Origin of the sequence: Nocardia sp. CA-128927, from assembly GCF_050955855.1 — a bacterium.
GTDB lineage: Bacteria > Actinomycetota > Actinomycetes > Mycobacteriales > Mycobacteriaceae > Nocardia.
The window spans coordinates 6788797-6812321 of record NZ_CP192087.1 but is presented as its reverse complement, the minus strand read 5'-3'; the positions used below and the strand labels follow the sequence as shown (position 1 = coordinate 6812321).

At 65.2% G+C, this 23525-nt stretch carries 26 protein-coding genes; 12 read left to right on the top strand and 14 right to left on the bottom strand.

Annotated elements, in window-relative coordinates; genetic code table 11:
• Nucleotides 1-11 precede the first annotated feature (11 nt).
• The 6 genes from ACQPW1_RS31265 to ACQPW1_RS31240 all read left to right on the top strand — a co-directional run bounded on the left by ACQPW1_RS31265 (nucleotide 12) and on the right by ACQPW1_RS31240 (nucleotide 6730).
• Entirely contained in the window at nucleotides 12-1049 is a 1038-nt protein-coding gene (locus tag ACQPW1_RS31265) for a protein phosphatase 2C domain-containing protein (protein ID WP_433655354.1), read from the top strand.
• Nucleotides 1046-2332 (top strand): vWA domain-containing protein, encoded by a 1287-nt coding sequence (locus tag ACQPW1_RS31260; protein WP_433655353.1) that lies wholly within the window; start codon nucleotides 1046-1048, stop codon nucleotides 2330-2332. The genes ACQPW1_RS31265 and ACQPW1_RS31260 overlap by 4 nt, the downstream gene beginning before the upstream one ends.
• Entirely contained in the window at nucleotides 2332-3003 is a 672-nt protein-coding gene (locus ACQPW1_RS31255) for an FHA domain-containing protein (RefSeq protein WP_433655352.1), read from the top strand. The genes ACQPW1_RS31260 and ACQPW1_RS31255 overlap by 1 nt, the downstream gene beginning before the upstream one ends.
• 79 nt (nucleotides 3004-3082) lie before the next feature.
• Nucleotides 3083-3943 (top strand): SDR family oxidoreductase, encoded by an 861-nt coding sequence (locus tag ACQPW1_RS31250; protein WP_433655351.1) that lies wholly within the window; start codon nucleotides 3083-3085, stop codon nucleotides 3941-3943.
• Nucleotides 3944-3961: 18 nt separating this feature from the next.
• Nucleotides 3962-5857, top strand: coding sequence for a CocE/NonD family hydrolase (locus ACQPW1_RS31245; RefSeq protein WP_433655350.1), 1896 nt, complete (start codon nucleotides 3962-3964; stop codon nucleotides 5855-5857).
• A gap of 108 nt (nucleotides 5858-5965) precedes the next feature.
• Nucleotides 5966-6730, top strand: a complete 765-nt coding sequence (locus ACQPW1_RS31240; protein WP_433655349.1) for an SDR family NAD(P)-dependent oxidoreductase — start codon at nucleotides 5966-5968, stop codon at nucleotides 6728-6730.
• A gap of 1 nt (nucleotide 6731) precedes the next feature.
• On the opposite strand, the gene ACQPW1_RS31235 is transcribed toward ACQPW1_RS31240, so the two are convergent.
• Complete coding sequence (locus tag ACQPW1_RS31235) at nucleotides 6732-7199, bottom strand: NUDIX hydrolase (RefSeq protein ID WP_433655348.1); 468 nt, start codon at nucleotides 7197-7199, stop codon at nucleotides 6732-6734.
• A gap of 257 nt (nucleotides 7200-7456) precedes the next feature.
• On the opposite strand from ACQPW1_RS31235, the gene ACQPW1_RS31230 reads away from it, so the two are divergent.
• Nucleotides 7457-7744 carry a muconolactone Delta-isomerase family protein gene (locus tag ACQPW1_RS31230; protein ID WP_433655347.1) on the top strand — a complete coding sequence of 96 codons (288 nt, stop codon included), beginning with the start codon at nucleotides 7457-7459 and terminating at the stop codon, nucleotides 7742-7744.
• A gap of 50 nt (nucleotides 7745-7794) precedes the next feature.
• Here the strand turns inward: ACQPW1_RS31230 and ACQPW1_RS31225 are convergent, their stop codons facing one another.
• The 4 genes from ACQPW1_RS31225 to ACQPW1_RS31210 all read right to left on the bottom strand — a co-directional run bounded on the left by ACQPW1_RS31225 (nucleotide 7795) and on the right by ACQPW1_RS31210 (nucleotide 11048).
• A complete protein-coding gene (locus ACQPW1_RS31225; RefSeq protein WP_433655346.1) occupies nucleotides 7795-8235 on the bottom strand; it encodes an NUDIX hydrolase in 441 nt (146 codons plus the stop codon).
• A 6-nt stretch (nucleotides 8236-8241) separates the two neighbouring features.
• Nucleotides 8242-9396 carry a DegT/DnrJ/EryC1/StrS family aminotransferase gene (locus ACQPW1_RS31220; protein ID WP_433655345.1) on the bottom strand — a complete coding sequence of 385 codons (1155 nt, stop codon included), beginning with the start codon at nucleotides 9394-9396 and terminating at the stop codon, nucleotides 8242-8244.
• Between the two features lie 83 nt (nucleotides 9397-9479).
• Nucleotides 9480-10598 (bottom strand): Gfo/Idh/MocA family protein, encoded by a 1119-nt coding sequence (locus tag ACQPW1_RS31215; RefSeq protein ID WP_433665372.1) that lies wholly within the window; start codon nucleotides 10596-10598, stop codon nucleotides 9480-9482.
• A 210-nt stretch (nucleotides 10599-10808) separates the two neighbouring features.
• A complete protein-coding gene (locus ACQPW1_RS31210; RefSeq protein ID WP_433655344.1) occupies nucleotides 10809-11048 on the bottom strand; it encodes a hypothetical protein in 240 nt (79 codons plus the stop codon).
• Between the two features lie 21 nt (nucleotides 11049-11069).
• Between ACQPW1_RS31210 and ACQPW1_RS31205 the strand changes: the two genes are divergently transcribed.
• Together ACQPW1_RS31205 and ACQPW1_RS31200 are read left to right on the top strand one after the other, a co-directional pair.
• The gene (locus tag ACQPW1_RS31205) at nucleotides 11070-12074 is read left to right on the top strand and encodes an XRE family transcriptional regulator (RefSeq protein WP_433655343.1); all 1005 of its coding nucleotides are present in this window, start codon (nucleotides 11070-11072) and stop codon (nucleotides 12072-12074) included.
• Nucleotides 12071-12964 (top strand): phosphotransferase enzyme family protein, encoded by an 894-nt coding sequence (locus ACQPW1_RS31200; RefSeq protein ID WP_433655342.1) that lies wholly within the window; start codon nucleotides 12071-12073, stop codon nucleotides 12962-12964. Before ACQPW1_RS31205 ends, ACQPW1_RS31200 begins: the two co-directional genes overlap by 4 nt.
• A gap of 195 nt (nucleotides 12965-13159) precedes the next feature.
• Here ACQPW1_RS31200 and ACQPW1_RS31195 read toward each other — a convergent pair whose 3' ends face one another.
• Nucleotides 13160-15481 (bottom strand): transglycosylase domain-containing protein, encoded by a 2322-nt coding sequence (locus ACQPW1_RS31195; protein WP_433655341.1) that lies wholly within the window; start codon nucleotides 15479-15481, stop codon nucleotides 13160-13162.
• Nucleotides 15482-15866: 385 nt separating this feature from the next.
• Here ACQPW1_RS31195 and ACQPW1_RS31190 point away from each other — a divergent pair, with 385 nt between their 5' ends.
• Complete coding sequence (locus ACQPW1_RS31190) at nucleotides 15867-17045, top strand: hydroxylase (protein WP_433655340.1); 1179 nt, start codon at nucleotides 15867-15869, stop codon at nucleotides 17043-17045.
• Nucleotides 17046-17065: 20 nt separating this feature from the next.
• Here the strand turns inward: ACQPW1_RS31190 and ACQPW1_RS31185 are convergent, their stop codons facing one another.
• From ACQPW1_RS31185 to ACQPW1_RS31170, 4 genes are all read right to left on the bottom strand, one after another.
• A complete protein-coding gene (locus ACQPW1_RS31185) occupies nucleotides 17066-17671 on the bottom strand; it encodes an HAD family hydrolase (RefSeq protein ID WP_433655339.1) in 606 nt (201 codons plus the stop codon).
• Nucleotides 17672-17691: 20 nt separating this feature from the next.
• Nucleotides 17692-18150 carry a VOC family protein gene (locus ACQPW1_RS31180; protein WP_433655338.1) on the bottom strand — a complete coding sequence of 153 codons (459 nt, stop codon included), beginning with the start codon at nucleotides 18148-18150 and terminating at the stop codon, nucleotides 17692-17694.
• Between the two features lie 75 nt (nucleotides 18151-18225).
• Nucleotides 18226-18615 (bottom strand): VOC family protein, encoded by a 390-nt coding sequence (locus ACQPW1_RS31175; RefSeq protein ID WP_433655337.1) that lies wholly within the window; start codon nucleotides 18613-18615, stop codon nucleotides 18226-18228.
• A gap of 41 nt (nucleotides 18616-18656) precedes the next feature.
• The gene (locus ACQPW1_RS31170) at nucleotides 18657-19214 is read right to left on the bottom strand and encodes a nitroreductase family deazaflavin-dependent oxidoreductase (protein ID WP_433655336.1); all 558 of its coding nucleotides are present in this window, start codon (nucleotides 19212-19214) and stop codon (nucleotides 18657-18659) included.
• A 121-nt stretch (nucleotides 19215-19335) separates the two neighbouring features.
• Between ACQPW1_RS31170 and ACQPW1_RS31165 the strand changes: the two genes are divergently transcribed.
• On the top strand, nucleotides 19336-19863 hold the full coding sequence (locus tag ACQPW1_RS31165; protein WP_433655335.1) for an AAA family ATPase: 528 nt from the start codon (nucleotides 19336-19338) through the stop codon (nucleotides 19861-19863).
• A gap of 15 nt (nucleotides 19864-19878) precedes the next feature.
• Here ACQPW1_RS31165 and ACQPW1_RS31160 read toward each other — a convergent pair whose 3' ends face one another.
• Nucleotides 19879-21369, bottom strand: a complete 1491-nt coding sequence (locus ACQPW1_RS31160) for an FAD-dependent oxidoreductase (RefSeq protein ID WP_433655334.1) — start codon at nucleotides 21367-21369, stop codon at nucleotides 19879-19881.
• An 81-nt stretch (nucleotides 21370-21450) separates the two neighbouring features.
• Between ACQPW1_RS31160 and ACQPW1_RS31155 the strand changes: the two genes are divergently transcribed.
• Complete coding sequence (locus ACQPW1_RS31155) at nucleotides 21451-22527, top strand: P1 family peptidase (protein WP_433655333.1); 1077 nt, start codon at nucleotides 21451-21453, stop codon at nucleotides 22525-22527.
• Here ACQPW1_RS31155 and ACQPW1_RS31150 read toward each other — a convergent pair.
• Genes ACQPW1_RS31150 through ACQPW1_RS31140 form a run of 3 tightly spaced genes read right to left on the bottom strand, consistent with a single transcriptional unit; the run spans nucleotide 22514 to nucleotide 23524 of the window.
• On the bottom strand, nucleotides 22514-22708 hold the full coding sequence (locus tag ACQPW1_RS31150; RefSeq protein ID WP_433655332.1) for a hypothetical protein: 195 nt from the start codon (nucleotides 22706-22708) through the stop codon (nucleotides 22514-22516). The genes ACQPW1_RS31155 and ACQPW1_RS31150 overlap by 14 nt on opposite strands.
• A 34-nt stretch (nucleotides 22709-22742) precedes the next feature.
• Nucleotides 22743-23060, bottom strand: a complete 318-nt coding sequence (locus ACQPW1_RS31145) for a hypothetical protein (protein ID WP_433655331.1) — start codon at nucleotides 23058-23060, stop codon at nucleotides 22743-22745.
• A 2-nt stretch (nucleotides 23061-23062) separates the two neighbouring features.
• The gene (locus ACQPW1_RS31140) at nucleotides 23063-23524 is read right to left on the bottom strand and encodes a hypothetical protein (protein WP_433655330.1); all 462 of its coding nucleotides are present in this window, start codon (nucleotides 23522-23524) and stop codon (nucleotides 23063-23065) included.
• Nucleotide 23525: the final 1 nt, after the last annotated feature.

The following is a 23525-nucleotide window of genomic DNA, read 5'->3' as shown; positions in this document are numbered from 1 at the left end:
GAGGCGGAGCTGTGAGCGCGGGGGTTGGTTTGCACTGTCCGGGGTGTGCCGCCGAGGTGCAGCAGCAGGATCGCTTCTGCGAGAACTGCGGACATGAACTGGGCGGCAGGCGAATCGCGTTGCCGAACCATGAACCCGGTCCGCCGAGCGCCTGTGAAGCGTGCGGTGGACTGGAGTATGACGCAGACGGTTACTGCGCGGGCTGTGGGCAGCTGCGCGGGGCGCCGGACCGGTTCGACGCGGATCTCGGTGCGGTCGCGGTGGTCACCGATCGCGGAATCTCGCACGCGCGCAACGAAGATGCGGTTGCCGCGGCCGTCCTGGACGGCGCCGGTGGTGCGCCGGGGACGGTCGTGCTCGTGGTCGCCGACGGGGTGTCCTCCTCGGAGGATCCGCAGGTGGCCTCGGGTACGGCGGTCCGATCAGGTGTCGATGCCGCCCGCACCGCGCTGCTGGACGGACTGCCCGCGGCCGAGGCGGCGATGGCGGGTCTCGCGGCGGCGACGCAGGCCGTCCGCGATATCGCGGTGGCCGACGGTCACGCGCCCTCGTGCACGTACGTGTCTGCCGTGGTGCGCACCGACGCGGACGGCACGGAGATCACCGTCGCGAATGTCGGTGACAGCAGGGCATATTGGCTGCACGCCGACGCACCCGACGATCCGGCCAACCCGCCGTCGCAGCGGCTGACCTCGGACGACTCCTGGGCGCAAGCCCTGGTCGACGCGGGCGCGATGGACGAGCACGCCGCGATGAACGACCCGAGGGCGCACACCCTGATCCGCTGGCTCGGCGCCGACGGACCGGCAAAACCGTGGTCGGACAGCTGCATTCGCACGCTGCGCACCACCGGACCGGGCGTGCTGCTGTTGTGCAGCGACGGTCTCTGGAACTACCTGTCCGACGCGACCGCGCTCGCCGAGGTGGCCACCGCGACCGCCCCCGCCGTCGCCGCGCGCGAACTCGTCGAGTTCGCGCTGCGCTGCGGCGGCAGCGACAACATCACCGTCGCGATCGTTCCCGTTCCACAGCCAGGAGAAGTACAGTGAGTTCCGTTGCAGCCAATGGCATTTCGGTAGCCATCGATCAGAACGAGTATCTGGCCGACGGCGTCGGCACGGTCGACGCGGTGGTGACCGTCGAGACCGCGGCCGATCTGGTGGTGGCCGCCGCGCCGCAGGAGCGGCTGGAGATCCTCATCCTGGACTGCTCCGGTTCGATGGCCACCGGTCGCAAGTTTCCCGGCGCGCGCCAAGCCGCGCTGGCCGCGCTCGATGTGATGGCCGACGGAACCAAGTTCGCGATCATCGAGGGCACCGCGATGGCGCGGCTGGCGTTTCCGTCGAATACGCCTTCTATGGCGGTGAATCGGGAATCGCGTGCGGCCGCGCGGCGCGCGCTCGACAAGCTGACGCCCGGCGGCGGCACCGCGATGGGTACCTGGCTCGGCCTGACCAGGCAGCTGGCCAAGAAGCATCCCGGTGCCATGGTGCACGCGATCCTGCTCACCGACGGCAAGAACGAGCACGAGGAGCCCGCCGCGCTGGCCGCGGAGATCAAGCAGTCCGAGGGCGTGTTCACCTGTGACTGTCGCGGCGTCGGAACCGATTGGCGGGTCGACGAATTGCGCACCATCGCCTCGGCGCTGCACGGCACCGTGGACATCGTTGCCGACCCGGCGAAGCTGGCCGACGACTTCGCCGCGATGATGCAGGGCTCGATGGCGAAGGCGATTCCGGAGCTGACGCTGCGGGTGTGGACGCCGGCGGGGGCGAAGGTCCGGTTCGTCAAACAGGTCGCCCCGACCATCGAGGATCTCACCGCGCGGCGGGTGGAAACCGCGGCGCAGGTGGGGGAGTACCCGCTGGGCGCCTGGGGTGCGGAGGACCGCGACTACCACGTGCAGGTCGAGGTGGAACCTGCCGCGCCGGGTCGGGAGAAGCTCGCCGCGCGAGTCAGCGTGGTGAGTGGTGACGAAGTGCTCGGGCAGGGGTTGGTGAAGGCGGTGTGGACCACCGACACCGAGCTGTCCACCCGAATCATCAGGCGGGTAGCGCATTACACCGGTCAGGCCGAGTTGGCGCAGGTGGTGCAGGAGGGGTTGGCCGCGCGCAAGAGCGGCGACACCGATACCGCGACGGCCAAACTACGGCGCGCGGTCGAGCTCGCGGCGGAGTCGGGGAACGAGAGCACCGCCAAGCTGTTGCGCGGCGTGGTCGAGGTCGACGAGCGCAACGGGACTGTGCGATTGCGGGCCAGCGTCGCGGCCGCCGACGAGATGGCCCTGGATGCGCGCTCGACCAAGACCGCCAGGGTACGGAAGGAGGGGTAGTGGTCGTTACCTGTCCCGAAGGGCACCAGTCGGACGCGACCGACTACTGCGACGTGTGCGGAGCGCCGATCGGCGAGGCAGCGCCGACGAGTGTCGCCCCGGAACCGGTCGCGCTGTGCCCGTCCTGCGGTGCGCCGAGCGGTGGGCGTTTCTGTGAAGTGTGCGGGCATGATTCGGCGTTGCCCACGCCATCTGTTCGACCTGACCTGTTGCTCGCGGAGGCCTCGGTTGCGGTGTCCGCACCTGCGGTCGCCTGGGTTGCCACCATCACCGCGGATCGTGAGTTCTATGACCGGGTGATCGCCCGCAAAGGGCCCGACGCCGACCAGGTCGGGTTTCCGGCGTTCTATCCCGAGCGTCGAATCGTCTTGCACGGCAACGACATCCTGATCGGCAAGCGCAGTGTGTCGCAGGGCCTGACCCCCGATATCGATCTCGGCATCGCGCCCGCCGATGTGGGTGTGTCGCGGGCGCACGCGACGATCCACCTCGAGGGCGACGCGCTCACCGTCACCGATCTCGGCTCCACCAACGGCACCAGTGTCAACGGTAGCGACGAGCTCATCCCGGCGAAGGTGCCGGTGCCGTTGCGCAGCGGCGATCGGATTCATCTCGGTGGCTGGACAACCATCGTGTTCGACATCGATCAGCCCGAGCATGAACCAGGCTGAGCGCCAGCCGTTTTGCGTCTGGGACAGCATCGCTCGTTTTGTAGACAACAGTGTTCATTTGCGCCTATCGTCGTGAGTTATGACCACGTTCGGCGGCAAGAGCTGCTTGATCACCGGGGCGGCCAGCGGTCTCGGCCGCAGCACCGCCCTCGCGGTCGCGGGCAAGGGTGCCTCGCTGATCCTGACCGATATCGACGCGGTGGGTCTGCAGCAGACCGCGGAACTCGCGCGGGCCGCGGGCGCGAACGTGCACCTCGCGGCGACCGCCGATGTCAGCAACTACGATCAGGTCGTCGCCCTGGCGGCGAGGGCGCATGACGAGGTGGACAGCGTCGACATCGTGATGAATGTGGCCGGGATCGCGACCTGGGGCACCGTCGACCGGCTGACCCACACGCAGTGGCGGCGCACCATCGACATCGATCTGATGGGCCCGATTCACGTCATCGAGGAATTCCTGCCGCCGATGATCGCGGCGGGGCGCGGCGGGCATCTGGTGAACGTGTCGTCGGCCGCCGGACTGTTCGGGCTGCCGTGGCACGCGCCGTACAGCGCGGGCAAATTCGGTTTGCGCGGGGTGTCGGAGGTGCTGAGGTTCGATCTGCGGCAGCACGGGATCGGGGTCAGCCTGGTGTGTCCCGGCGCGATGTCGACGCCGATGGTCGACCGGGTGGACATCGCGGGCATCGATCGCAACGCCGATGTGGTGCAGCGCGCGATGGCGCTGTTCCTGAAGGGCGCGGTGACGCCAGAGGCGGCGGCGCGCTCGATCGTGCGCGGGGTCGAGCGCAACACCTATCTGGTTTACACCTCGAACGACATTCGCATCGGGCACTGGGCGCAGCGGTACTTCCCGCCGTCCTACAACCTCGCCATGCGTGGCCTGAACTGGGCGATGAGTCGCTATATCGATCAACCGGCCACGACCACCGTGCGCTGACGCCGAGAGGACCCTGCCATGGCCCAGCCGCTGATCACCACCGCGGCGACGGTGCCGCCGAATCATCGCTTCGATATCGGGCCTGCCCGGTATGCGAAGTTGTTCGGCGCCACCACCGTTCCCATTCCGATGTCGGATGGTGCGATTCTCACCGCCGATATTCTGCGGCCCGGGGACGGGGCGGGGCCCGCGCGTGAGCCGATGCCCGCCATCATCAACTTCACGCCCTACAACAAGATGATCAACCGCCAAGGCATGCGCTGGCACAACACGCTGCGTGGATTGGCTGAGCGAGTGGGCTCCTCGGATCGGCGGCGGTTCACCGCGCGGGACGTGCTGCACACGCCTGCGGGCGGGATTCTGGAACCCTTCGTGATCAACCGAACCGCGGTGAGTCGCGGTTACGTCGGGCTGATGATCGATGTGCGCGGTACCGGTACCTCCACCGGGAGTTGGGATTTCTTCCAGCCGCGCGAGCAGCAGGACTATCTGGAGGCGATCGCGTGGGTGCGCGAACAGCCTTGGTGTAACGGCGATTTCGCGGTGACTGGGGTGTCCTACGGCGCCATTTCCGCGCTGATCACCGCGGGTCTGCGACCGGAGGGTTTGCGTGCCGTGTTCGCTATCGAGGCGGGCGAGGATCCGATGCGCGAGCTCGGCCTGACCGGTGGCGTGCCGACGCCGGGGATGATGCTGTGGATTCTCGCCGTTAGTGGCGCCAAATGGCTACCGTCGGTGCCCGGGTTGTTGCGTGCCGGGATCACCAAGCAGTTCCTGCGGGATCGGATCGCGGATCCGGCGGGCTGGGTGCGGCATGCGATCGACATCGGGCTCACCGAGAACCATCCCGACAGCTTCCTCAACCCGATGTGGGCGAGCAAGCTGGCGCGTTTCGAGGACATCGCGGCGCCGACGTGGATTCACGGTGGTTGGCACGATGTGTACAACCGTTCCAACTTCCGGATGTTCGATCGAATCCCGCTGTCCGGTGGGGCGAAACAGGTGCTGGTCGATGATTCGTACCATCTCACCGTCGGGTCGGGTCTGGGTGCTTCGGACAGTCCGCAGGCGCTCGATGAGCTGCAATGTGCGTGGTTCGACCGGTGGGTCAAGGACATCGATAACGGTATCGATCGCTACGGTCCGATCACGGTCCGCAGGCAGGGGGACGGGCAGTGGTTGCGGCACAATGATTTTCCCGATCCCGCGTCCACGGTGCAGCGGTTGTACTTGAACTCCGAAATCACCGGTGCGGCAGCGCATGCCGGTATCGATGCGGGGTTGTCCGCCGAGGCGACCGAGATCGAATCTCGACTACCGCTGCCCACCGGGCGAATTCGTATGGCGTCGAACAACACCGGCGTGATGAGTATGGGTGTGACCCTGCTCTTCGGGCGTAGGTTCGGTACCGACGATCGGCACGTCGAAGCTGGGGCGGTGACGTTCACCAGTGAGCCGTTCGCGGAAGACACTGTCTTGTCCGGGCCGATGAATCTGCATCTGAACGTGGAAGTCGAAGGGGCGGATGCGTTCTGGTCGGTGACCGTGTGTGATGTCGAGCCGGACGGGGCCTCGGTGCCGATCACTCGCGGTGCGTTGCTGTCCAGCCTGCGGGCGATCGATGCAGCAGGTAGTGAGTATGTCGACGGTGAGCTGTTGTTCCCGCTGCATACCCTCACCGCCGAGTCCGCGCTGCCGGTGGTTTCGGGCGAGCCGTTCGTCATCGATATCGAAATCAATCCCACCGAAGCGGTGTTGCTCGCGGGTCATCGGCTGCGAGTCGCGGTGAGCCGCACCAGCTTTCCGCGACACCTGATCCCGCCGTGGAAGCAGCGCACGATCATCGCGCAGACCATCGTGCTGGATCCCGAGCAGCCGAGCTACCTCACTTTGCGGACGGGGCGCGCCGGGTAAGGGCAACCCCTTTCGGCTGTGGCGTTCGGCACCGAGCGCCGGGATTGTCCCTTTGGCGTATCTCGCTACGATGTACTACGAACCGTAGTAATACGTCGAGGGGAAATCATGGACAAGTTGCGGGGCAAAGTAGCCCTGGTCACCGGATCCAGTCGTGGGATCGGGCGCGGCATCGCCTGTCGGCTTGCGCGGGATGGGGCGTTGGTCGCGGTGCACTACTCGGCCAACGAGGGGGCAGGCAAGGAGACGGTCCGGCTGATCGAGGCGGCCGGTGGCAACGCCTTTCTGGTACGTGCGGAACTCGGTGCACCAGAGGCGATTTCGGAGCTGTTCATGCAACTGGAGCCGGAGCTGCTCACCCGCACCGGTACCGCGAGCCTGGACATCCTGGTCAACAATGCGGCGCACGCGGGATTCACCGGCACGATGCCCGAGGATGTCACGCCGGAGATGTTCGACCGGCACATCGCGGTGAACGCGAAGGCTCCCTACTATCTGACGCTCCGAGCGCTGAGTTCGATGCCCGCCGGTGGCCGCATCATCAACATCTCCTCCGGCATGACCAGAACGTCGCTGCCCTCGCAGATCTGCTACGCGATGAGCAAAGGCGCGCTGGAGCAGATCACCCTGCAACTGGCGCTGCACATCGCGCCCCGTGGCATCACCATCAACACGGTCGCGCCGGGAGTCACCAACAATGGCGACGCGGTCTTCGACGACCCGGCCACCGTTGCCGAGATGTCCGAGTGGTCCGCCTTCAACCGGGTGGGGGAGGTCGCCGACATCGCCGACGTCGTAGCGTTCATCGCGTCCGAAGACTCCCGCTGGATCACCGGCTCCTACATCGACGCCAGCGGGGGAACCCTGCTCTGACTCACCAGTTGTGCGCGCCGAGCGACGCGTGCTCGGGCCACCCGAACAGGCCGAAATGCTCCTTGCGCCGGAACATGTCGATGCCGGCGCGGGTGCTGAGGATCGTGTCCTCGGGGATGTCGTCGATGGCGAACCAGCGCAGTTCCGAGCAGCGGTCCGGCTCGAGGTTCCGGGGTTCGCCGGACCAGGTGTCGGTGTGGAAGATGAACACGATCAGGGCCTGTCCCGGCGGGGACTGGATGTGCATCGAGGCGACCATCCGCACGTCGTCGCGGTCGACCTGCACCCCGATCTCCTCGTCGGCCTCTCGAATGACGGCGGTGAGCACGTCCTCCCCGTCGTCGAGTCTGCCGCCGGGAGCATTCCACTCCCCGTCCCCGAAGCTGGTGTTCCGGCGGCGCGCGAGCAGCACATCCTCGCCCCTGCTCAGCAACAGCTGCACACCGACGACACTGCGAAAGATCGTCAACTGGTCTCCTGATCAGATTCGGACAACGGCCGTTGCAGAAGGCCAGGTTTGCGATATTGGCTCGATCGTAACCATCGAAGGTCGTTCCGTCGTCCCGGCAGTTGGGGGATCTTCGCCGACAACGGACATAAAGCCCAAATGTCCGACAGCATCGACGAGTCGACGTTGCAGACACCCCGAATCCGGGCGCACGCTTAGAACGACCTCCTTCGCGCCGCCGGGGACCACCCGGCCACGCCAACCGAACGGAGCAACCCATGCAGGAATTCCTCGTCGAAATCACCACCACCATCCCCGAAGGCACCGACCCCGCCGAGGTCGACCAACGCCGCACCGCCGAAGCCGCCCGCGCCAAAGAACTAGCCGCCACCGGCCACCTCGCCCGCCTCTGGCGCCCAGTCGGCGAACTACGCAGCATCGGCATCTGGCGCGCCACCGACGAAGCCGACCTCCGTATCAACGTCCTCGACACCCTCCCTCTCCGAGAGTGGATGACCTTCACCATCACCCCCCTCCAACCCCACCCCAACGACCCAGGACGGTAAGCCGCGGTTGCAGAGGCGCGAGCCACCGGCGGTCAATCCCGCAACACCAATCAGGTAGTCCGATACCGGTGCAGAACTTCCTTGACCGCGTCGGTGACTGGCGGATCCTCCGTCAGGCAGGTCCACGTGTAGGCGTTGTGTTCGGTCAGCTCGATCGGTTCGGGATCAATCACGTCGACGGTGAAGTTGAACTGTCGGCTCTTCTTGCCGCTGCCGGATTGGTAGTCGAACTCGCCCAGGTACTTTCGGATGCCTGCGATATCGAGTCCGGTTTCCTCCTTTACCTCCCGGATGAGGGCCTGATCGAGGGCTTCGCCCGGGTCGGCCTTGCCGCTGGGCAGTTCCCAGATACCGCCCATGAAATCGTCGGCCGGTCGTTGCAGCAGCAGGACTTTGCCGTCGTGCGCGACGACCGCACCGACGACGAGCTGTTGCACCTGATCGCGTTCGGCGTCGCTGGTCAGCGTCTCCAGCAGCGTGGTTTCGATCATCAGTACTTATCCCTTCAACTCGATGTGATGTTCGGTGACTTTGCGGATGGCTTCGATGTAGCGGTCAACGATCGACAAGTCTTCTTCTCGGTGCCAGACCGGCAGTTTGAGCGTGGCGTGGTGGATCTCCTCGGCCCGCGGGTAGTCGCCAGGCGCGTAGGCAAGTTTGCCGGTGAATGCCGGGAACAGCAGTCCTGGCTCCTGAAACAGTGGTAGCAGGTTCAGGGGGCAGGTGGAACCTGGCCGATCGATCTCGGCGCAGCCCTCTGCCAGCAGTGCCGCGTGGAACCGTTCGATGGGCACATCATCGAGGGAGTCGGCGTCGTACTGGATGGTGAGCCCATACCAGGACGAGTGAGCGTCTGGTTCGTTCCACGGCATCATCAGACCAGGCAGCTCGTCGAGTTCTTCGGCGATGTGTTCGGCAATGCGCTGACGCCCATCGAGATACTCATCCAGGCGTGAAAGTTGTTCCAGCGCAACCGCAGCGGCCAACGGATGGATGCGATGTTTGAGGCCCATGCCAGTGACCGCGTAGCGGTGTAGTTCGCTGTCGGCTGGGATCTCGCTGCGGCAGCGCTTGTTGTACTGCCCGTGGAGTAGTACTCGGTGATAGACCTCGTCGTCATCGGTCAGTACGAAGCCACCTTCGCCTGCGGACAAGGGTTTCGGTCCGTTCATGCTGAACGCGGCGGCGCGTCCGAACGTACCGACTTTCTGGCCACCGACGCTTGCCCCGTGAGCGTGGGACGCGTCTTCGAGCAGTTGCAAACCGTACATATCGGCGAGTCGTTTCAGGCTCCGGATTTGGGCAGGCATACCCCACATGTGCGTCACCACAATGGCTTTGGTGCGGTCGGTGATCCGTCGCGGTAGGTCACGTGGATCGAGATTGCCATTGGCATCGCAGTCGGCAAGCACCGGCGTCGCACCGAGGTGCAGGAGTGGGGTTGCCGTGGCGAAGAAGGTGTAGGCAGGCACGATGACCTCGTCGCCCGGCCCGATCCCGCATGCGGCATACATCGAGTACAGGGCTGCCGTACCCGAGCTGGTGAGGACCGCGTGCCGCGCACCGAAGTAGCGCTGCAAGTCATCTTCCAGTTCGGCTATCACGCCGGAGCGGTTGTAGATGGAGATGCCGCCACGCAGTTGATCGAGCACCGCACCGGCGGTGGCATCGGTCAGGGGCGGCCACGAAAAATGCGGCGCCGCTTCACTAATGACTGAAGCACCACCGAGAAGAGCTAGCGAAGAGGCCACAGCAACTCCTGGGGATTGATGGGAGTGCGAGTACGCGCGGCCTCGTAGCAAGCCGCGACGAAAGCCATGTGGGCCAGGTTGTCGGCAGGACCGCTGAGGTTCGGTCGGGTGCCTTCGATGACGCGGTGGAAGTAGTCGATCTGGCAGGCTGCGGCCGATGGCCAGGCTTGCTCGCGCCGCAGTGACTCGATGACCTCACCACCGTTGGTGAGCCGCCGAATGCAACCACGCTCCAGATGGACGATGCCGTCGGAGCCGATCAGCCGGATCTCCTCGGCTTTGGGACCGACGAAACGCGATAACAGCAGTGAGCCGTACATGCCGGTGTCGTAGGAGAAGTGAACGAGCGCAGTGTCTTCGGCGTCATAGCTACGATCTGGCCGGGCACTGACAGATAGATCGGCTGTGACGCTGTTCGGTAGGCCGAAGTACCACAGAATCAAGTCGATCAGGTGGTAGCCCATATCGATCACGCAGCCACCTCCGGCTTTGGCCGTGACGCCACGCCAGCCATCAGAAGGATCTTCCACATGCACGGTGTAGCGAGCATCCACCAGAAACGGTGTCCCGATCTGGTCCGCGAGCTGAGTAAAGCTGCCGTAGATCGGGTTGAAACGGCGCTGCAGCGTGACCATCAACTGGATGCCGGACTGTTCACAGAGGGCGGCAAGTTCAACGGCCTCGACCAAACTGGTGGCGAACGGCTTCTCCTTGAGGACGTGAACCCCGTGTTCCGCGGCGGCCTCGATCACACTTCGCCCGACATCGTGCGGAACGCAAACGACGACGAAGTCGAGCCGCTCGCCATCCAACATCTCACGGAAATCGGTGTAACCCGACACCTGATACCGCAACGTCTGTTCGGCCACGATCGCCGAGTTCTCGTCACAGACAGCAGCAAGCTCAGCAGTGCTGGATGCAAGCAGCCCCGGGAGATGGTCATCCACGGCCTGATGACCGAGGCCAACGACGCCGGCTCGTAGTACCGATCGACAGTTGGTAGTGAGTCTGGTTGTGCGCCAGGATGGTTCGATCTCCGGCCTGGCGATGCAGGGTGTTAGAGCACTGCCGATGGTGTCTCGAAGCGATTCGCACGATCTCATTGGATCCCCCAGATTGGTGAGTCGGTGCTCGTGATGGTCAGCTTCTAGATTCGTCGTCAACGAGGTCCAGCAAGAGGGCAAGTTACGGGGCAGAACACCGTCCGTCCGCTCGATGCGAGTGCTGCTGGATAAACTGAGCCGACCGGTTACTCGGCAAGGGGGCACATGCCACCGAACGTGCATTTGCAGCGGCGACGCGAGGCGACACCGTCACGGGTTGAGTCTGGGCGTGCGATGGGTCGCGCCGAACTTGCGGAAGCGGTCAACAACTATCTGTGGTGTACCCACCAGCAGCGCTGTGACCTTGATGCCCGCACCATCGCTCGCTACGAGCGCGGCGTTGTCCGATGGCCGAACGAGCGTTACCGCGAGGCATTCCGCGCAGTTCTTAGCGCAACCGATAGCGAACTCGGTTTCATCCCCTCCCGTCAGCGACGGGAAGACACTCAATCTCCCGATGGAACGCTGGCGGTGAATCTGTTCAGCCCGTTCGATCTGGGCGTCATACCCACCACCTATCTCGGATCGAGCACAACGGACGACAAGCCGGTCAACCGCGTTGGCTGGACGGATGTGGACCAAGTGCAGAAGGCCACGCGGGAGGCTGCTCAGGCCGAGAATCTTCATGGTGGCGGCTCAGCCAGCCTCACCGCAGGCGCACAGGTCACCCGCTTCGTCCGGCTGCTCGATGGGCATTCCGCACCGGCCACTCGACGTGCGCTGCTCGAAGCAATCGGGAACCTCAGCAGCGTCGCAGGGTACGCGGCCTTCGACATCGGCGACTACCCGGTGGCCGAGCGCAGGTTCCGGCTAGCGCTGTGGTGTGCTGACAACGCTGGTTCCTGGGAACTACGCGCCAGCACGTTGGCAGATATGGCCCGAAAGATGGCCTACATCGGCAACACCGATGGTGCGCTGTCGTTGATCGAGCTCGCTCAGGTCCGGTCAGACCGGCTGTCTGCCACCGCCCGCGCGATGCTCAGTGCATTGCGCGCTCAATTCCTCGCCACAGCGGGACGAATGCAAGAGGCTCTCACCGAAGTTGCCATGTCCGACGAGTACTTCGCCGACCGAACACCCGTGACCGACGCGCCCTGGCTGTGCTACTACGACACCGCCGAACATCTCGGCAGCACCGGGAAGGCATTGATACCCCTCGCGAAAGCACGCGAGCGCATCGACCTTGCTGCACCAAGGATTCGTGAAGCCGTTGCGTTGCAAGGAACGCAGTACCCGCGGTCGCGGACCTTCTCGCTCACTCGATTAGCCACCCTGACAATGCAGTTGGATGACCCGAGGGAAGCCGCCGCGATCGGCCTGCAAGCTACCCAGCAGGCTGCCGCCTTTCGCTCGCAGCGCATTCAGAACGAACTCCGCACCCTGGCAGCGGCCGCCGCGCCTCGGCGTCGGATGGCTGAGGTCGCGGAACTGCGGTACGCGATCGCCAGCAGCGCACCAACGGGTTTGATGCGATGAGTTCGGCTGGCGCGCGCACTTCGGCTGATGAGGTGCTGGCCAAAGCTGCGGAAATCAGCGGTGTCGATCTGCGTGGTGCGGAAGCGATTCGGGACGGCTCCCACGCCATCTACCGGTTGGCCGATGACGTCGTCGCCCGGATCGGACGACTAGGCAGCATCGATGATGCCCGGCGCGAACTCCGGATTTCCCAGTGGCTCAACGATTCCGGCATACCGACAGTCGAGGCCGAAACCTCACTGACGCAACCGGTGATCGTCGCTGGCCGTCCCGTCACCTGGTGGCGCTTGATCCCTGACCATCGCCCATCTACTCCGGGCGAGCTGGGCTCAATGCTGCGCGCGCTACACGCATTGTCGCAACCGACTGAGTTCGAGCTCCCGGCCTACGATCCCTTCGCTGGGCTGCGGGAGCGCATCGACACCGCAGGGATGCTCGACCAGGACGATCGGACGTGGTTGCTCCAGCACTACACACGACTACGTGGCCAATACGGCAACTTGCCGAACATCATCTCCCCTTGTGTGATTCACGGCGACGCCTGGCAAGGCAACCTAGTAGTACCGCCCTCAGGCATCCCGACAGTGCTCGACCTCGACAAGATGTCGATCGGCCGACGCGAATGGGACCTCACCCAATTAGGTGTGGACTACACGGATTTCAGCCGTGTACCCCTGGACGACTATCGCGCTTTCGTCGTGTCCTATGGCGGTTATGACGTCACTGAGTGGCCCGGATTCCGGGTCCTTGCCGACATCCAGGAACTGCGGTGGGTCGCGTTTGCCGTGGCTCAATCGATAGGCAACGGCAATGCCGCTGCGCAGGCGAAACACCGGATCGCGTGTCTACGCGGGCAAGTACTGCGGCCATGGCGATGGGAGGCGTTGTAAAGGTCTGGGATCGGCGGTGCCCCGCCCACGTCGCTGCTAGGTGGCGTCGCCGAAGTGGAGCCGTTTCGCCTCGGACATAGTGGAACGTGTTCTAGTTGGGGGAAACGGATCAGCTTCCGTTGGAGTCGGATGACGAATCGTCGCCTGGTCCAACAGATTTCGTGGCAGGCGACGATCCGTCGGTCGCGGCGAGGTCTAGCCGGGCGAACGGCCCGGCGCGCACGGGTTGATGAACGACGGTGGGAGCATGGGGAAGGGTTGGCCGCAGTCTTGGGTTGCGGGCGGCGGGGTGGATGGGGTTGTGGAGGGTGGGGCGGTGGAGGTGGGGACGCCGCCGGGTTGGCCGCCGATCGAGGCGGGTCTGGGGAAGTCCTCGAATGGGGTGCCTTGTAGGGCTCCGTCCATCGTGTCCTTCCAGATGTCGGACGGCAGGCCCGATCCCCACATGACGTTGCCGCTCGAGGTCTGGAGCGGGGTGCCGTCGGGGGTGCCCACCCAGACGGCGGTCGACAGTGACGGGGTGAAGCCGACCATCCAGGCGTCCTTGTTCTGGCCGGTGTCGTGGAGTTGGGTGGTGCCGGTCTTGGCGGCGGACCTACGGCCACCGGCCAACCCGTGATTGCGTGATGACGCGGCGATCGGTTCCATCGCCGCGGTCACGTTGTCCGCCACCGTCTTCGGGACACGTTGCGTACCGGCCGCCGAGCCGAGATCCAGCAGGACCCGGCCGTCGGCCGCGACAACCTTCTGCACCAAGTGCGGCTTGTGATAGATCCCGGACGCCGCGAACGTCGCGTACGCCGAGGCCATATCGCGCACGCGAACCGAATACTGGCCCAGCACGATTCCGGTGTTGGGTGGTGAGCCATCCGGCTCCACGAGGGTGGTGCCGAGATCCGGGATGGTGTCGGGGATACCCGCCTTGTGCGCCATCGCGGCGATCTTGTTCGGGCCGTCGGAGCCCATATCCAGTTCCATCCGATAGAAGCTGGTGTTCAGGGAGCGTTTGAGGGCCTCGGCGATGGTGCAGGTGCCGCAGGTTTCACCGGGCTCGGCGTTGGTGATCGTTCTCCTGGTGCCGGGCACGGTCAGATCCGAGCTGTCGTACATCTTCGACAGCGGAATGCCCAGCTCCAGGTTCACGGCGAGACCGAACACCTTGAACGTCGAGCCGGTCTGCAGCGGGTGGCCGGCGAAGTCCCAGCCCTGTCCGTTGTCGCCACCGTAATATGCTTTCACCGCACCGGATTTCGGGTCGACCGACACCACCGCCGCGCGAGTCTCCGGCCGTTCGCCCGGCATGTTCTTCTGCACCGCATCGACCGCGGCCTGCTGTGTCTTGTGGTCGATGGTGGTGGTGATCTGCAGGCCCTGGGCATTGAGCTGACTCCCGGTGATGCCAGCGTCGGCCAGTTCCTCGATCACCTGCCGCTTGATCAGGCCGTTGGGGCCCTGATCGGCGTTGTCGGCACTGGTCCGGGCCGCCGGAATCACCTGCGGGAACTGCATTTTCGCCCGGTCGGCCTTGGGCAGGGCACCCGTGTCGACCATCGCGTCGAGCACGTCGTTCCAGCGATTCTCGGCGCCCTTGCGATTCTGCTCCGGATCCAGATTCGACGGTTCCCGCGGCAATGCGGCCAGCATCGCGCCCTCGGCGGGCGTCAGATCCTGCACCTTCTTGTCGTAGTAGGCCTTGGCGGCCGCGTTGATGCCGTTGGCGCCGCGACCGAAGTAGATGGTGTTGAGGTAGGCGGCGAGGATGTCGTCCTTGCTCCACCGTCGCGCCATCTTCGTCGAGATCACCAGCTCGTGCATCTTGCGGCTGAGCGAGTGCTCGTTGGTGAGAATCGCGTTCTTCACGTACTGCTGGGTGATGGTCGAGCCGCCGCCCGCGTCGTCGCGGTTGAGCAGGTTGTCGCGAAACGCGCGGGCGAAACCGGGGAAGGAGAAGCCGGGATTCGTGTAGAACGTGCGGTCCTCGATCGCGATCACCGCATTGCGCACGTGCGGTGGGATCTGATCGATGGAGACGTCGGTGCGGTCGCCCTGCGGTACCACTTTCGTCAGCACGGACTTGCCGTCGGACTCCAGGATGGTCGCCACCAGGTTGGTCTTCAGCGCGCTGGGCCGGGGGACCGTGGCCATGTTGTAGGCGACCAGGAAGGTCGCGGACGGCACGATGATGGCCAACGCCAGCAGGATGTAGAGGACGCGACGGGCAGTGCGCCAGCGCGAACTCTTCCCGGGCGCCGGGCGGCGACCTTCAGGGCCGGTCAGGTCATCGTGGCGGCGCGGGCGTGGGGCGGGCTCGCCGGGCGCTCTCCTCCGGGGCGCCTGGGTATTCGGCGCTCCCGGCCCAGGGCGCTGTGGCGGCGGGACGGGACGACGCGGCGGGCCGACAGGACCACGCGGTGCTCGGGGATCCGCGCCCTGTGGTGCCGGACCGCGATACGGCGGGGCACCAGGGCGCGACGGTGGTAGACCGCCCGGCGGTATCGGACCGGGGTGCTGCCGCATCGGCCGCGCTCCCTGCGGTGGTCCGGACGGACGCGGTGGCGGGTAGCCGCCGGGTCCCGGTTGCCTGCGGCGAGGGGGGTGACCGTCGTTCGGTCCATCGTCGTAGGGCGAGGTCACAGGTTGGCTCTCCATAGGTCGAAACGGATTGTCTTGCAATGCCATCCACGTTCGCAGGAAGGCGTTGTGGTTCGGAGGAATGTAACGCAATCACCCCGGCAGCACCCGTGCCAAGATCCTGACGCAGGGTAGCCACAGTCCCTGCCAGGGCATCTGTAGCCGATGCCCGGCCGGGGCGGCGGTGCCGAAGAGGGTCGTTTTGCCTCGGGCATAGTGAAACGTGTTCTAGTTTGAGGGAAACGGATCAGCGGTACGGACGGGGAAAGTCATGGGGCAGGTTCTGGATCGCATCGAGGGATACGCCGAGGAGATTCGGGCGGCGGGGGCCGAGGGGGACAAGCTGATGCGGTTGTCCGATACCTCGGTGAAGCGGTTGCGGGAGACCGGGGTGATCCGGATGTTGCAGCCGAAGGGGTTCGGCGGTTTCGAGGTGCATCCGCGGGAGTTCGCGGAGACCACGATGGCGATCGGGGCGATGGACGGCGCTGCGGGGTGGGTCGCCGGGATCGTCGGTGTGCATCCTTGGGAGCTGGCGTTCTTCGATGCGCGGGCGCAGGAAGAGGTGTGGGGGCAGGATCCGGATACCTGGATGGCTTCGCCGTATGCGCCGATGGGGGTCGCGACGCCGGTGGATGGCGGGTACCTGCTCAGCGGGCGTTGGGCGTTCTCGTCCGGGACCGACCACTGTCAGTGGGTGATGATCGGTGCCGCGGTCGGCGACGAGCACGGCAAGCGGTTGATGCCGCCGCGGACGTTGCATGTGTTGTTGCCGCGCAGTGATTACGAGATCGATCAGGAGAGTTGGGATGTCGTCGGGCTGCGCGGGACCGGGAGCAAGGATCTGATCGTCAAGGACGCGTTTGTTCCGGCGTATCGCACCATCGACGACGCGAAAGTGTTCGATGGCACCGCGCCGAAGGAGGCGGGGCTTAGCGAGACGCTCTACAACTTCCCGTTCTCATGTATCTTTCCGCTCGGCATCACCTCGTCGCTGATCGGTATTGCCGAGGGCGCGTTGGCATGTCACATTGCTGCGCAGAAGTCGCGGGTGGCGATAACCGGGGTCGCGATCAAGGACGATCCGTATGTGTTGTTCGCGATCGGTGAGGCGGCGGCGGAGATCGCCGCGTCGCGGGCGGTGATTCTCGAGACGGTGGATCGGTTCTGGGATCTGGTCGAACGGGGGCAGGAAGTTACCTTCGAGATGCGCGCGATCGGTCGTCGCACGCAGACTGCCGCCGCGTGGCGGGTGGTGCGGGCTGTTGACGAGATCTTCGCTCGTTCGGGTGGCGGTGCTTTGCAGATGAAGACGCCGTTGCAACGGTTCTGGCGGGACGCGCACGCGGGACTGTCCCACGCGATCCATGTGCCGGGTTCGATCTTCCATTCGTCGGCGCTGACTCAGCTCGGCGGTGAGCCGCAGGGGATTCACCGCGCGATGATCTGATCTCGCTGTGGCCCGTTTGCCTACTTCGCCAGCAAGGTGTCCAGCGCCGAGATCGTGGTCGCATTGCTCACGTGGTGGATTGCGGTGAGTCCCACGGATTCTGCGCCGGTCACCGCTATCGCCGCGTCGTCTATGAACACTGTCTCGCAGGGGTCGACGTCCAGGCGGGCGCACGCCAGGAGGTAGATCCGCGGATCGGGTTTGGCCATGCCGACCTCGTGCGAGTACACGATGTCGTCGACCAGATGCTCGAAACCGTAAGCGTCTCTTTCACGTTCGCGTGCGCCGACGAAGCTGTTGCTCAGCAGGCCGGTTCGGTACTTCGGACGTAATCCGCCGAGGTACTCGATCAGCTCGGTGTTCGCGACTCCGAGATACTGTTCCCACATGTCGGCGATTACCGCGGTCGCGATCGTCTGATCGATGGCCAGACCGGTGCAGATCGCCTCGCTCACTTGCGATTCGGTGACCGTGCCGAGTTCGCCCGCCGCCCAGATATCGATCAGGGCCGGATCGATCTCGTCGGCAGGCAGCCCGAGTCGACGCACCCAATCGCTGAGGAAGGTGGGCTCCGAGGTGATTTCGAGAACCCCGCCGATGTCGAACAGGACCGCGCGCACCACCATGCCGCACAGTGTAGGTGGACCTATCCGCCGTACAACTTCTTCGCGCGTTCCTGGATTTCCTCGACCGTGAGGTTCTCGGTGCGGGTGCAGACGATCCAGACATGGCCGAACGGGTCTACCAGAGTTCCGCTGCGGTCGCCGTAGAACAGATCCTTGACCGGGCTGAACTCTCGCGCACCGCGTTGCAGCGCCTGAGCGAAATGCTTGTCCACATCTTCGATGTACAGGCGAAGACCAACCGACGTTCCGGGCTGTCCGCCGCTCACCAGCGGATTCCCCTCGGACGGCTCGGTGAGAACCAGTGATGAGCCACCGATCTTCAGCTCCGCGTGATCAATCCGCCCACTCGGCGACTCCCCGACATAGATCTCGACGGCACCGAACGCGTCCTTGTAGAACTGGATCGCCGAACGCGCATCTTCAACGGCCAAGTAGGCGGTCAGACTGTGCTGGCCGTGCGGAATCGGATCAACTGCCATTCGACCACAATAGGTCGCCGCCAAGAGTGCGCCGCGGCAGCACCAACTTTTGTCGCGCAACAGGTTTCGCAGCGGCTATTCGACCACTTCGGCGATGCCGAGCATGTTCCCTTCACTGTCCCGGAACCACGCGGCCCGCTCCCCACGCCCCTTGCTCGGATAGTTGCCTTCGATATCCATGATCCCGTTCACTGCACCGTCATATTCCTCGAAGACCACCCCGCGCCCACGCAGATCGGCAACAGTGGCCTCGATGTTATCCACATAGAACCCCATCTGCGTGAACGAACCGTCAGAAGCTCCCGCAGACGCAAACAAGCAGAAAACACCGGTCGCCCCCTCGTAGCGCAGCCCACCGTCCCGCTCCTCCACCGGTTCGAGCCCCAACTTCTCCGCATACCACCGCCGCGCCCTCCCCAGGTCCTGCGTCGGTATCCGCGCCTCGATCCGCCAATTGGTCAGCATGCTGGCCATATTAGGGATGGCCAGCGGTTCTTCGCGGCAGGTTACTCGAGGTCGACCACGACGGGGATACCCGCGCTGAACCAGTGACTGTGCAGCCCTTGGATCTTCTGCCTGCTCGGCCACCCCGACCGATGGAAACAGCACTCGGCATAGTTGAACGCGTTCACCGTCTCGCAGTAGCGCTGCCGAGCGCGTTCGAGCTCGGCCGGATCGTCGAATTCCCGCGCCGACCCGCTGACCGTTCCGCCGCGCAACCGCAATCGCACGCCGGGATTCACGCGGATATTCCGCAACCAATCCGCGGTCGCCTTCTCCCGCGGCTTGCGGTAGATGGCCGGGCCGACCATGACGAGGTATGCCTTGTCGCCATCACGGATCACTCGAACGCAGTTGCGCCGCAACATTCCGGTCTTGCGGCCGGTGGTGGTCAGCACCCCGAAACCCTTCGGCGCCATGACTTGGAAGAACGGCAGTTGCAGTTGATTCAGCCTGCGACCGATATGTGCCGAGCGCAAGAAAGGATTGCGCCGGGGTTGGGCCGGTACACCGGCTGAGCCGGTCTTCGCGGCATCGAGCCGATTGTCATTCTGCCCAGTCAAATTGTCCGCCCCCACAAACGTCGTAATCCGAACGACTCCCACTGACTCGGACAGTACCGCAACAACTCCTGGTACTACGTCCAGCAGGCGCTCGCTTGCGGTGAGTGCAATCATGATCGCCATGACACCTTCGGTCTACCTCATCTCCGGCATTCAGGCGGCTGGGAAGTCGACGGTGGCGCAGGCGCTGGCGGAGCGGTTGCCTCGGTCGGCGCATGTGCGGGGGGATACGTTTCGGCGGTTTGTCGTCGGGGGACGGGAGGAGATGAGTCGGGAGCCTTCGCAGGAGGCGTTGCGGCAGCTTTGCCTGCGGCATCGGCTGGCCGCGAATGCTGCTGATGCTTATGCGGCGGAGGGGTTTACGGCGGTCTTGCAGGACACGGTGCTCGGGGAGTTGATGCAGTACACCGTCGATCAGATCAAGACGCGGCCGCTGTTCGTGGTTGTGCTCGCGCCCCGGCCGGAGATCGTGGCCGCGCGTGAGGCGGGGCGGGGGAAGGCGGCCTATGGCGCGTTCACCGTCGATGAGCTGGACTCGGCTCTGTGGGAGAGCACGCCGCGGATCGGATTGTGGCTGGACACTTCGTATCTCACCGTTCAGCAGACCGTCGACGAGATACTGGCCCGCGCGGAGCCGCTGGCTCGATAGCCCCGCGCGGGGTACTTACGGCGACTGCGGGGTGAGCGGCTTGGTGGCGGGGCCCTCGAGCAGGGTCCCGTCGGGGGCGAAGCGGGAGCCGTGCAGCGGACAGTCCCAGGAGCGTTCGGCGTCGTTCCAGCGGACGATCCCGTAGAGGTGCGGGCAGACGGCGGACAACTCGGTGGTGGTCCCGTCGACCGTGCTGGTGGCGGTGGGGCGCACGCCGTTTCGTCGGACGGTGCCGCAGCCCTCGGCGGGCACCTGATCGGCGGAGTGGGTCGCCATGCGCAGCCAGCCGGCCGTGAGTTGCTGTGCGACAGCACTGTTCGAGAGGGTGGCGGACGGCAGCGCCTTGAGTTCGTCGGGCCGCCAACTGGCCAGTGCCCCTGCCCAACTCGGCTGTTTGCCGGTGATGTGCCCGGCCAGCGCCAAGGCGGCGGCAACCCCGTTGGTGAGGCCCCATTTCGCGTATCCGGTGCCGACCAGAATGTTGTTCTGTCCGGGCAGCAACGGTCCGACGTAGGGGAGCTCACCGACCGGCGAGTAGTCCTGGGCCGACCACTCCTGCATGGGTTCGGCTGTGGGGAACCAGGTTTGCGTCCAGCTCAGCAGATCGTCGACCTTCTTGCGTTCCGACCTCGTGCGCCCGACCACGTGACCGTTCCCGCCGACGAGCAGCACATCGCCGTCGGGTGTCGGCGCGTAGCGCAGCGAGCGGGTGGGTTGTCCGGCACTGATGTACATGTCGCGCGGAAACGGCTCATCGAGCCGGAAGGCCGCCAGGTAGGAGCGCTGGGCGGTGAGCCGGGCGAAGAACCCGCCGCGATCGAGTATCGGTGTACCCGTGGCCAATACGACCGTTCCCGCACCGAGATCGCCGTGCTCGGTCTCGACGGTGAGATCTCCGTTCAGCCCACCGCGCACCCCGCGCACCATGGTCGACTCGTAGATCGGCGCCGCATGCGATTCGACCTCGGCCGCCAGCGCGGCAAGCACGGCCATGGGATCCACCTGCGCCTGATCGGCGAGCCGTACCGCGCCGAACGCCGGGAAAGGCACCTCCAGCTCGTCGACCAACTCGGTGGGTAACCCCGCCTCCCGCGTCGCATCGAATTCCGCACGCACCTTGCCGACTTCGGCTTTCGATTGCGCATAGGTGAGTGCCGCGAGGTGCTGAACGGCTACCCCGTGTTCCTCGCAGAATCGCAACAACCATTGCTGCCCTTCGCGATTCGCCGAGACATACTCGCGCAGCGTGGCGACCGGGTGATGTCGCCGAATCTGCTGGGCCCGAGTTCCCTGGAGCAGGCTGATCTTTCCGGTAGTGGCGCCCGTGGTACCCGCGCCGACCCGTCGCCCTTCGACCACGGCAACCTCGACGCCATTTTCGGCCAGCAGCAGCGCGGTCACCAATCCGGTGAGACCGCCGCCGATCACGACGGTGTCGAAGCGCGATCCTGGCGTTAATCGCAGACGTGCCGGGACCTCTGCGTCGTTCAACCATAGTGACGTCATAACTCCGGCATAGCCGGTGCGCCGGTTGGCAAACCCGCCGGTTGTTGTACGGAAGAACGTTTCCTTGCCTAAGATCATCCCATGAATGTGCGCGCGAGGGAGTATGGGCTTCAATTCCCTGGAGCCACCGGAGAATTGAACGCGATTACCGACGTTCCTGGTGTCGAGGTCGGATACACCACCCTCATCCGCGGCGAGGACGTGCGCACCGGCGTGACCGCGATCCTGCCGCGCGGTCGCGAGCGAGTCTTCACTCCCTGTGCCGCAGGCTGGTATTCGCTCAACGGCAATGGCGAGATGACCGGAACCACCTGGCTCACCGAGACGGGTTCGCTGGCACTGCCGATCCTCATCACCAACACCCATGCGGTCGGCACCTGCCATCGCGGCATCATCGATTGGCTGGTCGGCGCGTTTCCCGAGCTGCCGGACGACTGGTCGCTGCCGGTCGTCGCGGAGACCTGGGACGGCTACCTCAACGACATCAACGGCACCCACGTCACTTCCGCGGACGCGGTGGCCGCCATCGACGCCGCGGCGGGCGGGGCGATCGCCGAGGGTAGCGTCGGCGGCGGCACCGGAATGAACTGTTACGGATTCAAGGGCGGCAGCGGAACCGCTTCCCGCCGAGTCGATTACGGCAACGACACCTACACGGTCGGCGCCTTCGTCCAGGCGAATTTCGGCTCCCGCAAAGAACTTACGATCCGCGGCGTCCCACTCGGCACCCTGCTGCCGGACGACAATCCGTTGGGGGAGTGGTCGGCACCGCAGGGCGCGGGCTCGGTCATCGTCGTCATCGCGACCGACGCACCGCTGCTGCCGGGACAACTGACCGCGCTGACCCGTCGGGTGCCACTCGGCCTGGCCCGCACCGGAACCAGCGGCTCACACTTCTCCGGCGACATCTTCCTCGCCTTCTCCACCGCCAACGAGGGCGCGCTGACCAGCACCTTCCCGAACGCCGAAACCCCGTACGAGCAACTGACATTCATCCCGTGGGGCCAGCTCAACCCGTTCTACGACGCGGTCGTGCAGGTCGTCGAGGAAGCCGTGGTCAACGTGCTGTTCGCCGGTGAGACGATGGTCGGCCGCTGCGGCCATCGCTCACCGGCGCTGCCGGTGGATCAGGTACTGCGGTTGCTCACCGCGAGTTGACGGTGTCCGCCATCAATTCCGCCTCGGTGGCCTCGTGCACGGCGAGCCAGCGCGCGAGCTCCTCGAACGATTCCCTGCGGTCCGGCCCCGCGGTGGACTGCAGATCGTCGAGCAGCTCGCGCATCCGGTTGTGTTGCAGAACAAGGAGTTCCACGACGTTCTGATGATGCCGCGATGTCATGTCTTCGCCTCGTTCGGGACGGAATGCTGTTCGGTTACTTCGGGACCAGGATGCCGGTCAGATCGGCCTTGTTGATCGGGGTGTCCGGGTTCGCCTGCGCCGCGCACATCAGCTTGATCGATGCGATGGCCGCGTCCACGGTCCCATCCCGGGTGGGTGGGGCGTCGTTGTTGCGTTCCTGTTCGAGGAACTTGGTGACGGTGATCCGCTGCTTGTCCGGATCCTGCGCCGAGAACTCGCTGCACGGCGTGCTGCCGCCCTTGTTGACGAGCTTCTCCGGCTCGTCACCGCAGCCGCCGACGAAGAACGCCGCAGCGATCACGAACACGAAGAACTTGGCGGTCTTGAACATGGTCAGCCTCCGAATCCGACTAGGGCACTGGCGAGATCAGATGTGTCGAGCGCCTCGAGTGCCTGCTGGCGCACGTCGGGGCAGTGTTGCGTGGTGATCTGGTCGACGACGCCGCGGTCCTTCAGCACGGTGTCGTTGAGCCCGCCGCTGCGGGCCGCCCAGTTGTGCACGGTGCCGTTGAAGGCCACCCGGCCGATGGCCGCGCCCTCGGTGCGCCACTTGTCGATGTCCGGGCGCATCATGTCGCACAACTGCTTGGCCGCCGCCTCGGAGATCTGGGCGTCGGGGTTGGGCACCTGCGCCGTCGTGGACGGCATCGACAGGACGATCGAGTTGCTGGTCGCGGTGGCCGGGGCCGCCGGGTCCTTGTTGTCGTCCGAACACGCGACGACCAGCGGGGCGGCGGCGAGCGTGCCGGCGATCAGCAGTGCGCGTAGCACCGGCCGATAGTGCGGTCGGGTCATC

Coding starts and splice junctions, on each gene's coding strand:
- ACQPW1_RS31250 (WP_433655351.1), top strand. CDS start 3,083: ATGACCACGTTCGGCGGCAAGAGCTGCTTGATCACCGGGGCGGCCAGC.
- ACQPW1_RS31245 (WP_433655350.1), top strand. CDS start 3,962: ATGGCCCAGCCGCTGATCACCACCGCGGCGACGGTGCCGCCGAATCAT.
- ACQPW1_RS31240 (WP_433655349.1), top strand. CDS start 5,966: ATGGACAAGTTGCGGGGCAAAGTAGCCCTGGTCACCGGATCCAGTCGT.
- ACQPW1_RS31230 (WP_433655347.1), top strand. CDS start 7,457: ATGCAGGAATTCCTCGTCGAAATCACCACCACCATCCCCGAAGGCACC.
- ACQPW1_RS31225 (WP_433655346.1), bottom strand. CDS start 8,235: ATGATCGAAACCACGCTGCTGGAGACGCTGACCAGCGACGCCGAACGC.
- ACQPW1_RS31215 (WP_433665372.1), bottom strand. CDS start 10,598: ATGAGATCGTGCGAATCGCTTCGAGACACCATCGGCAGTGCTCTAACA.
- ACQPW1_RS31200 (WP_433655342.1), top strand. CDS start 12,071: ATGAGTTCGGCTGGCGCGCGCACTTCGGCTGATGAGGTGCTGGCCAAA.
- ACQPW1_RS31195 (WP_433655341.1), bottom strand. CDS start 15,481: ATGCGGCAGCACCCCGGTCCGATACCGCCGGGCGGTCTACCACCGTCG.
- ACQPW1_RS31190 (WP_433655340.1), top strand. CDS start 15,867: ATGGGGCAGGTTCTGGATCGCATCGAGGGATACGCCGAGGAGATTCGG.
- ACQPW1_RS31185 (WP_433655339.1), bottom strand. CDS start 17,671: ATGGTGGTGCGCGCGGTCCTGTTCGACATCGGCGGGGTTCTCGAAATC.
- ACQPW1_RS31180 (WP_433655338.1), bottom strand. CDS start 18,150: ATGGCAGTTGATCCGATTCCGCACGGCCAGCACAGTCTGACCGCCTAC.
- ACQPW1_RS31175 (WP_433655337.1), bottom strand. CDS start 18,615: ATGCTGACCAATTGGCGGATCGAGGCGCGGATACCGACGCAGGACCTG.
- ACQPW1_RS31165 (WP_433655335.1), top strand. CDS start 19,336: ATGACACCTTCGGTCTACCTCATCTCCGGCATTCAGGCGGCTGGGAAG.
- ACQPW1_RS31160 (WP_433655334.1), bottom strand. CDS start 21,369: ATGACGTCACTATGGTTGAACGACGCAGAGGTCCCGGCACGTCTGCGA.
- ACQPW1_RS31155 (WP_433655333.1), top strand. CDS start 21,451: ATGAATGTGCGCGCGAGGGAGTATGGGCTTCAATTCCCTGGAGCCACC.
- ACQPW1_RS31150 (WP_433655332.1), bottom strand. CDS start 22,708: ATGACATCGCGGCATCATCAGAACGTCGTGGAACTCCTTGTTCTGCAA.
- ACQPW1_RS31145 (WP_433655331.1), bottom strand. CDS start 23,060: ATGTTCAAGACCGCCAAGTTCTTCGTGTTCGTGATCGCTGCGGCGTTC.
- ACQPW1_RS31140 (WP_433655330.1), bottom strand. CDS start 23,524: ATGACCCGACCGCACTATCGGCCGGTGCTACGCGCACTGCTGATCGCC.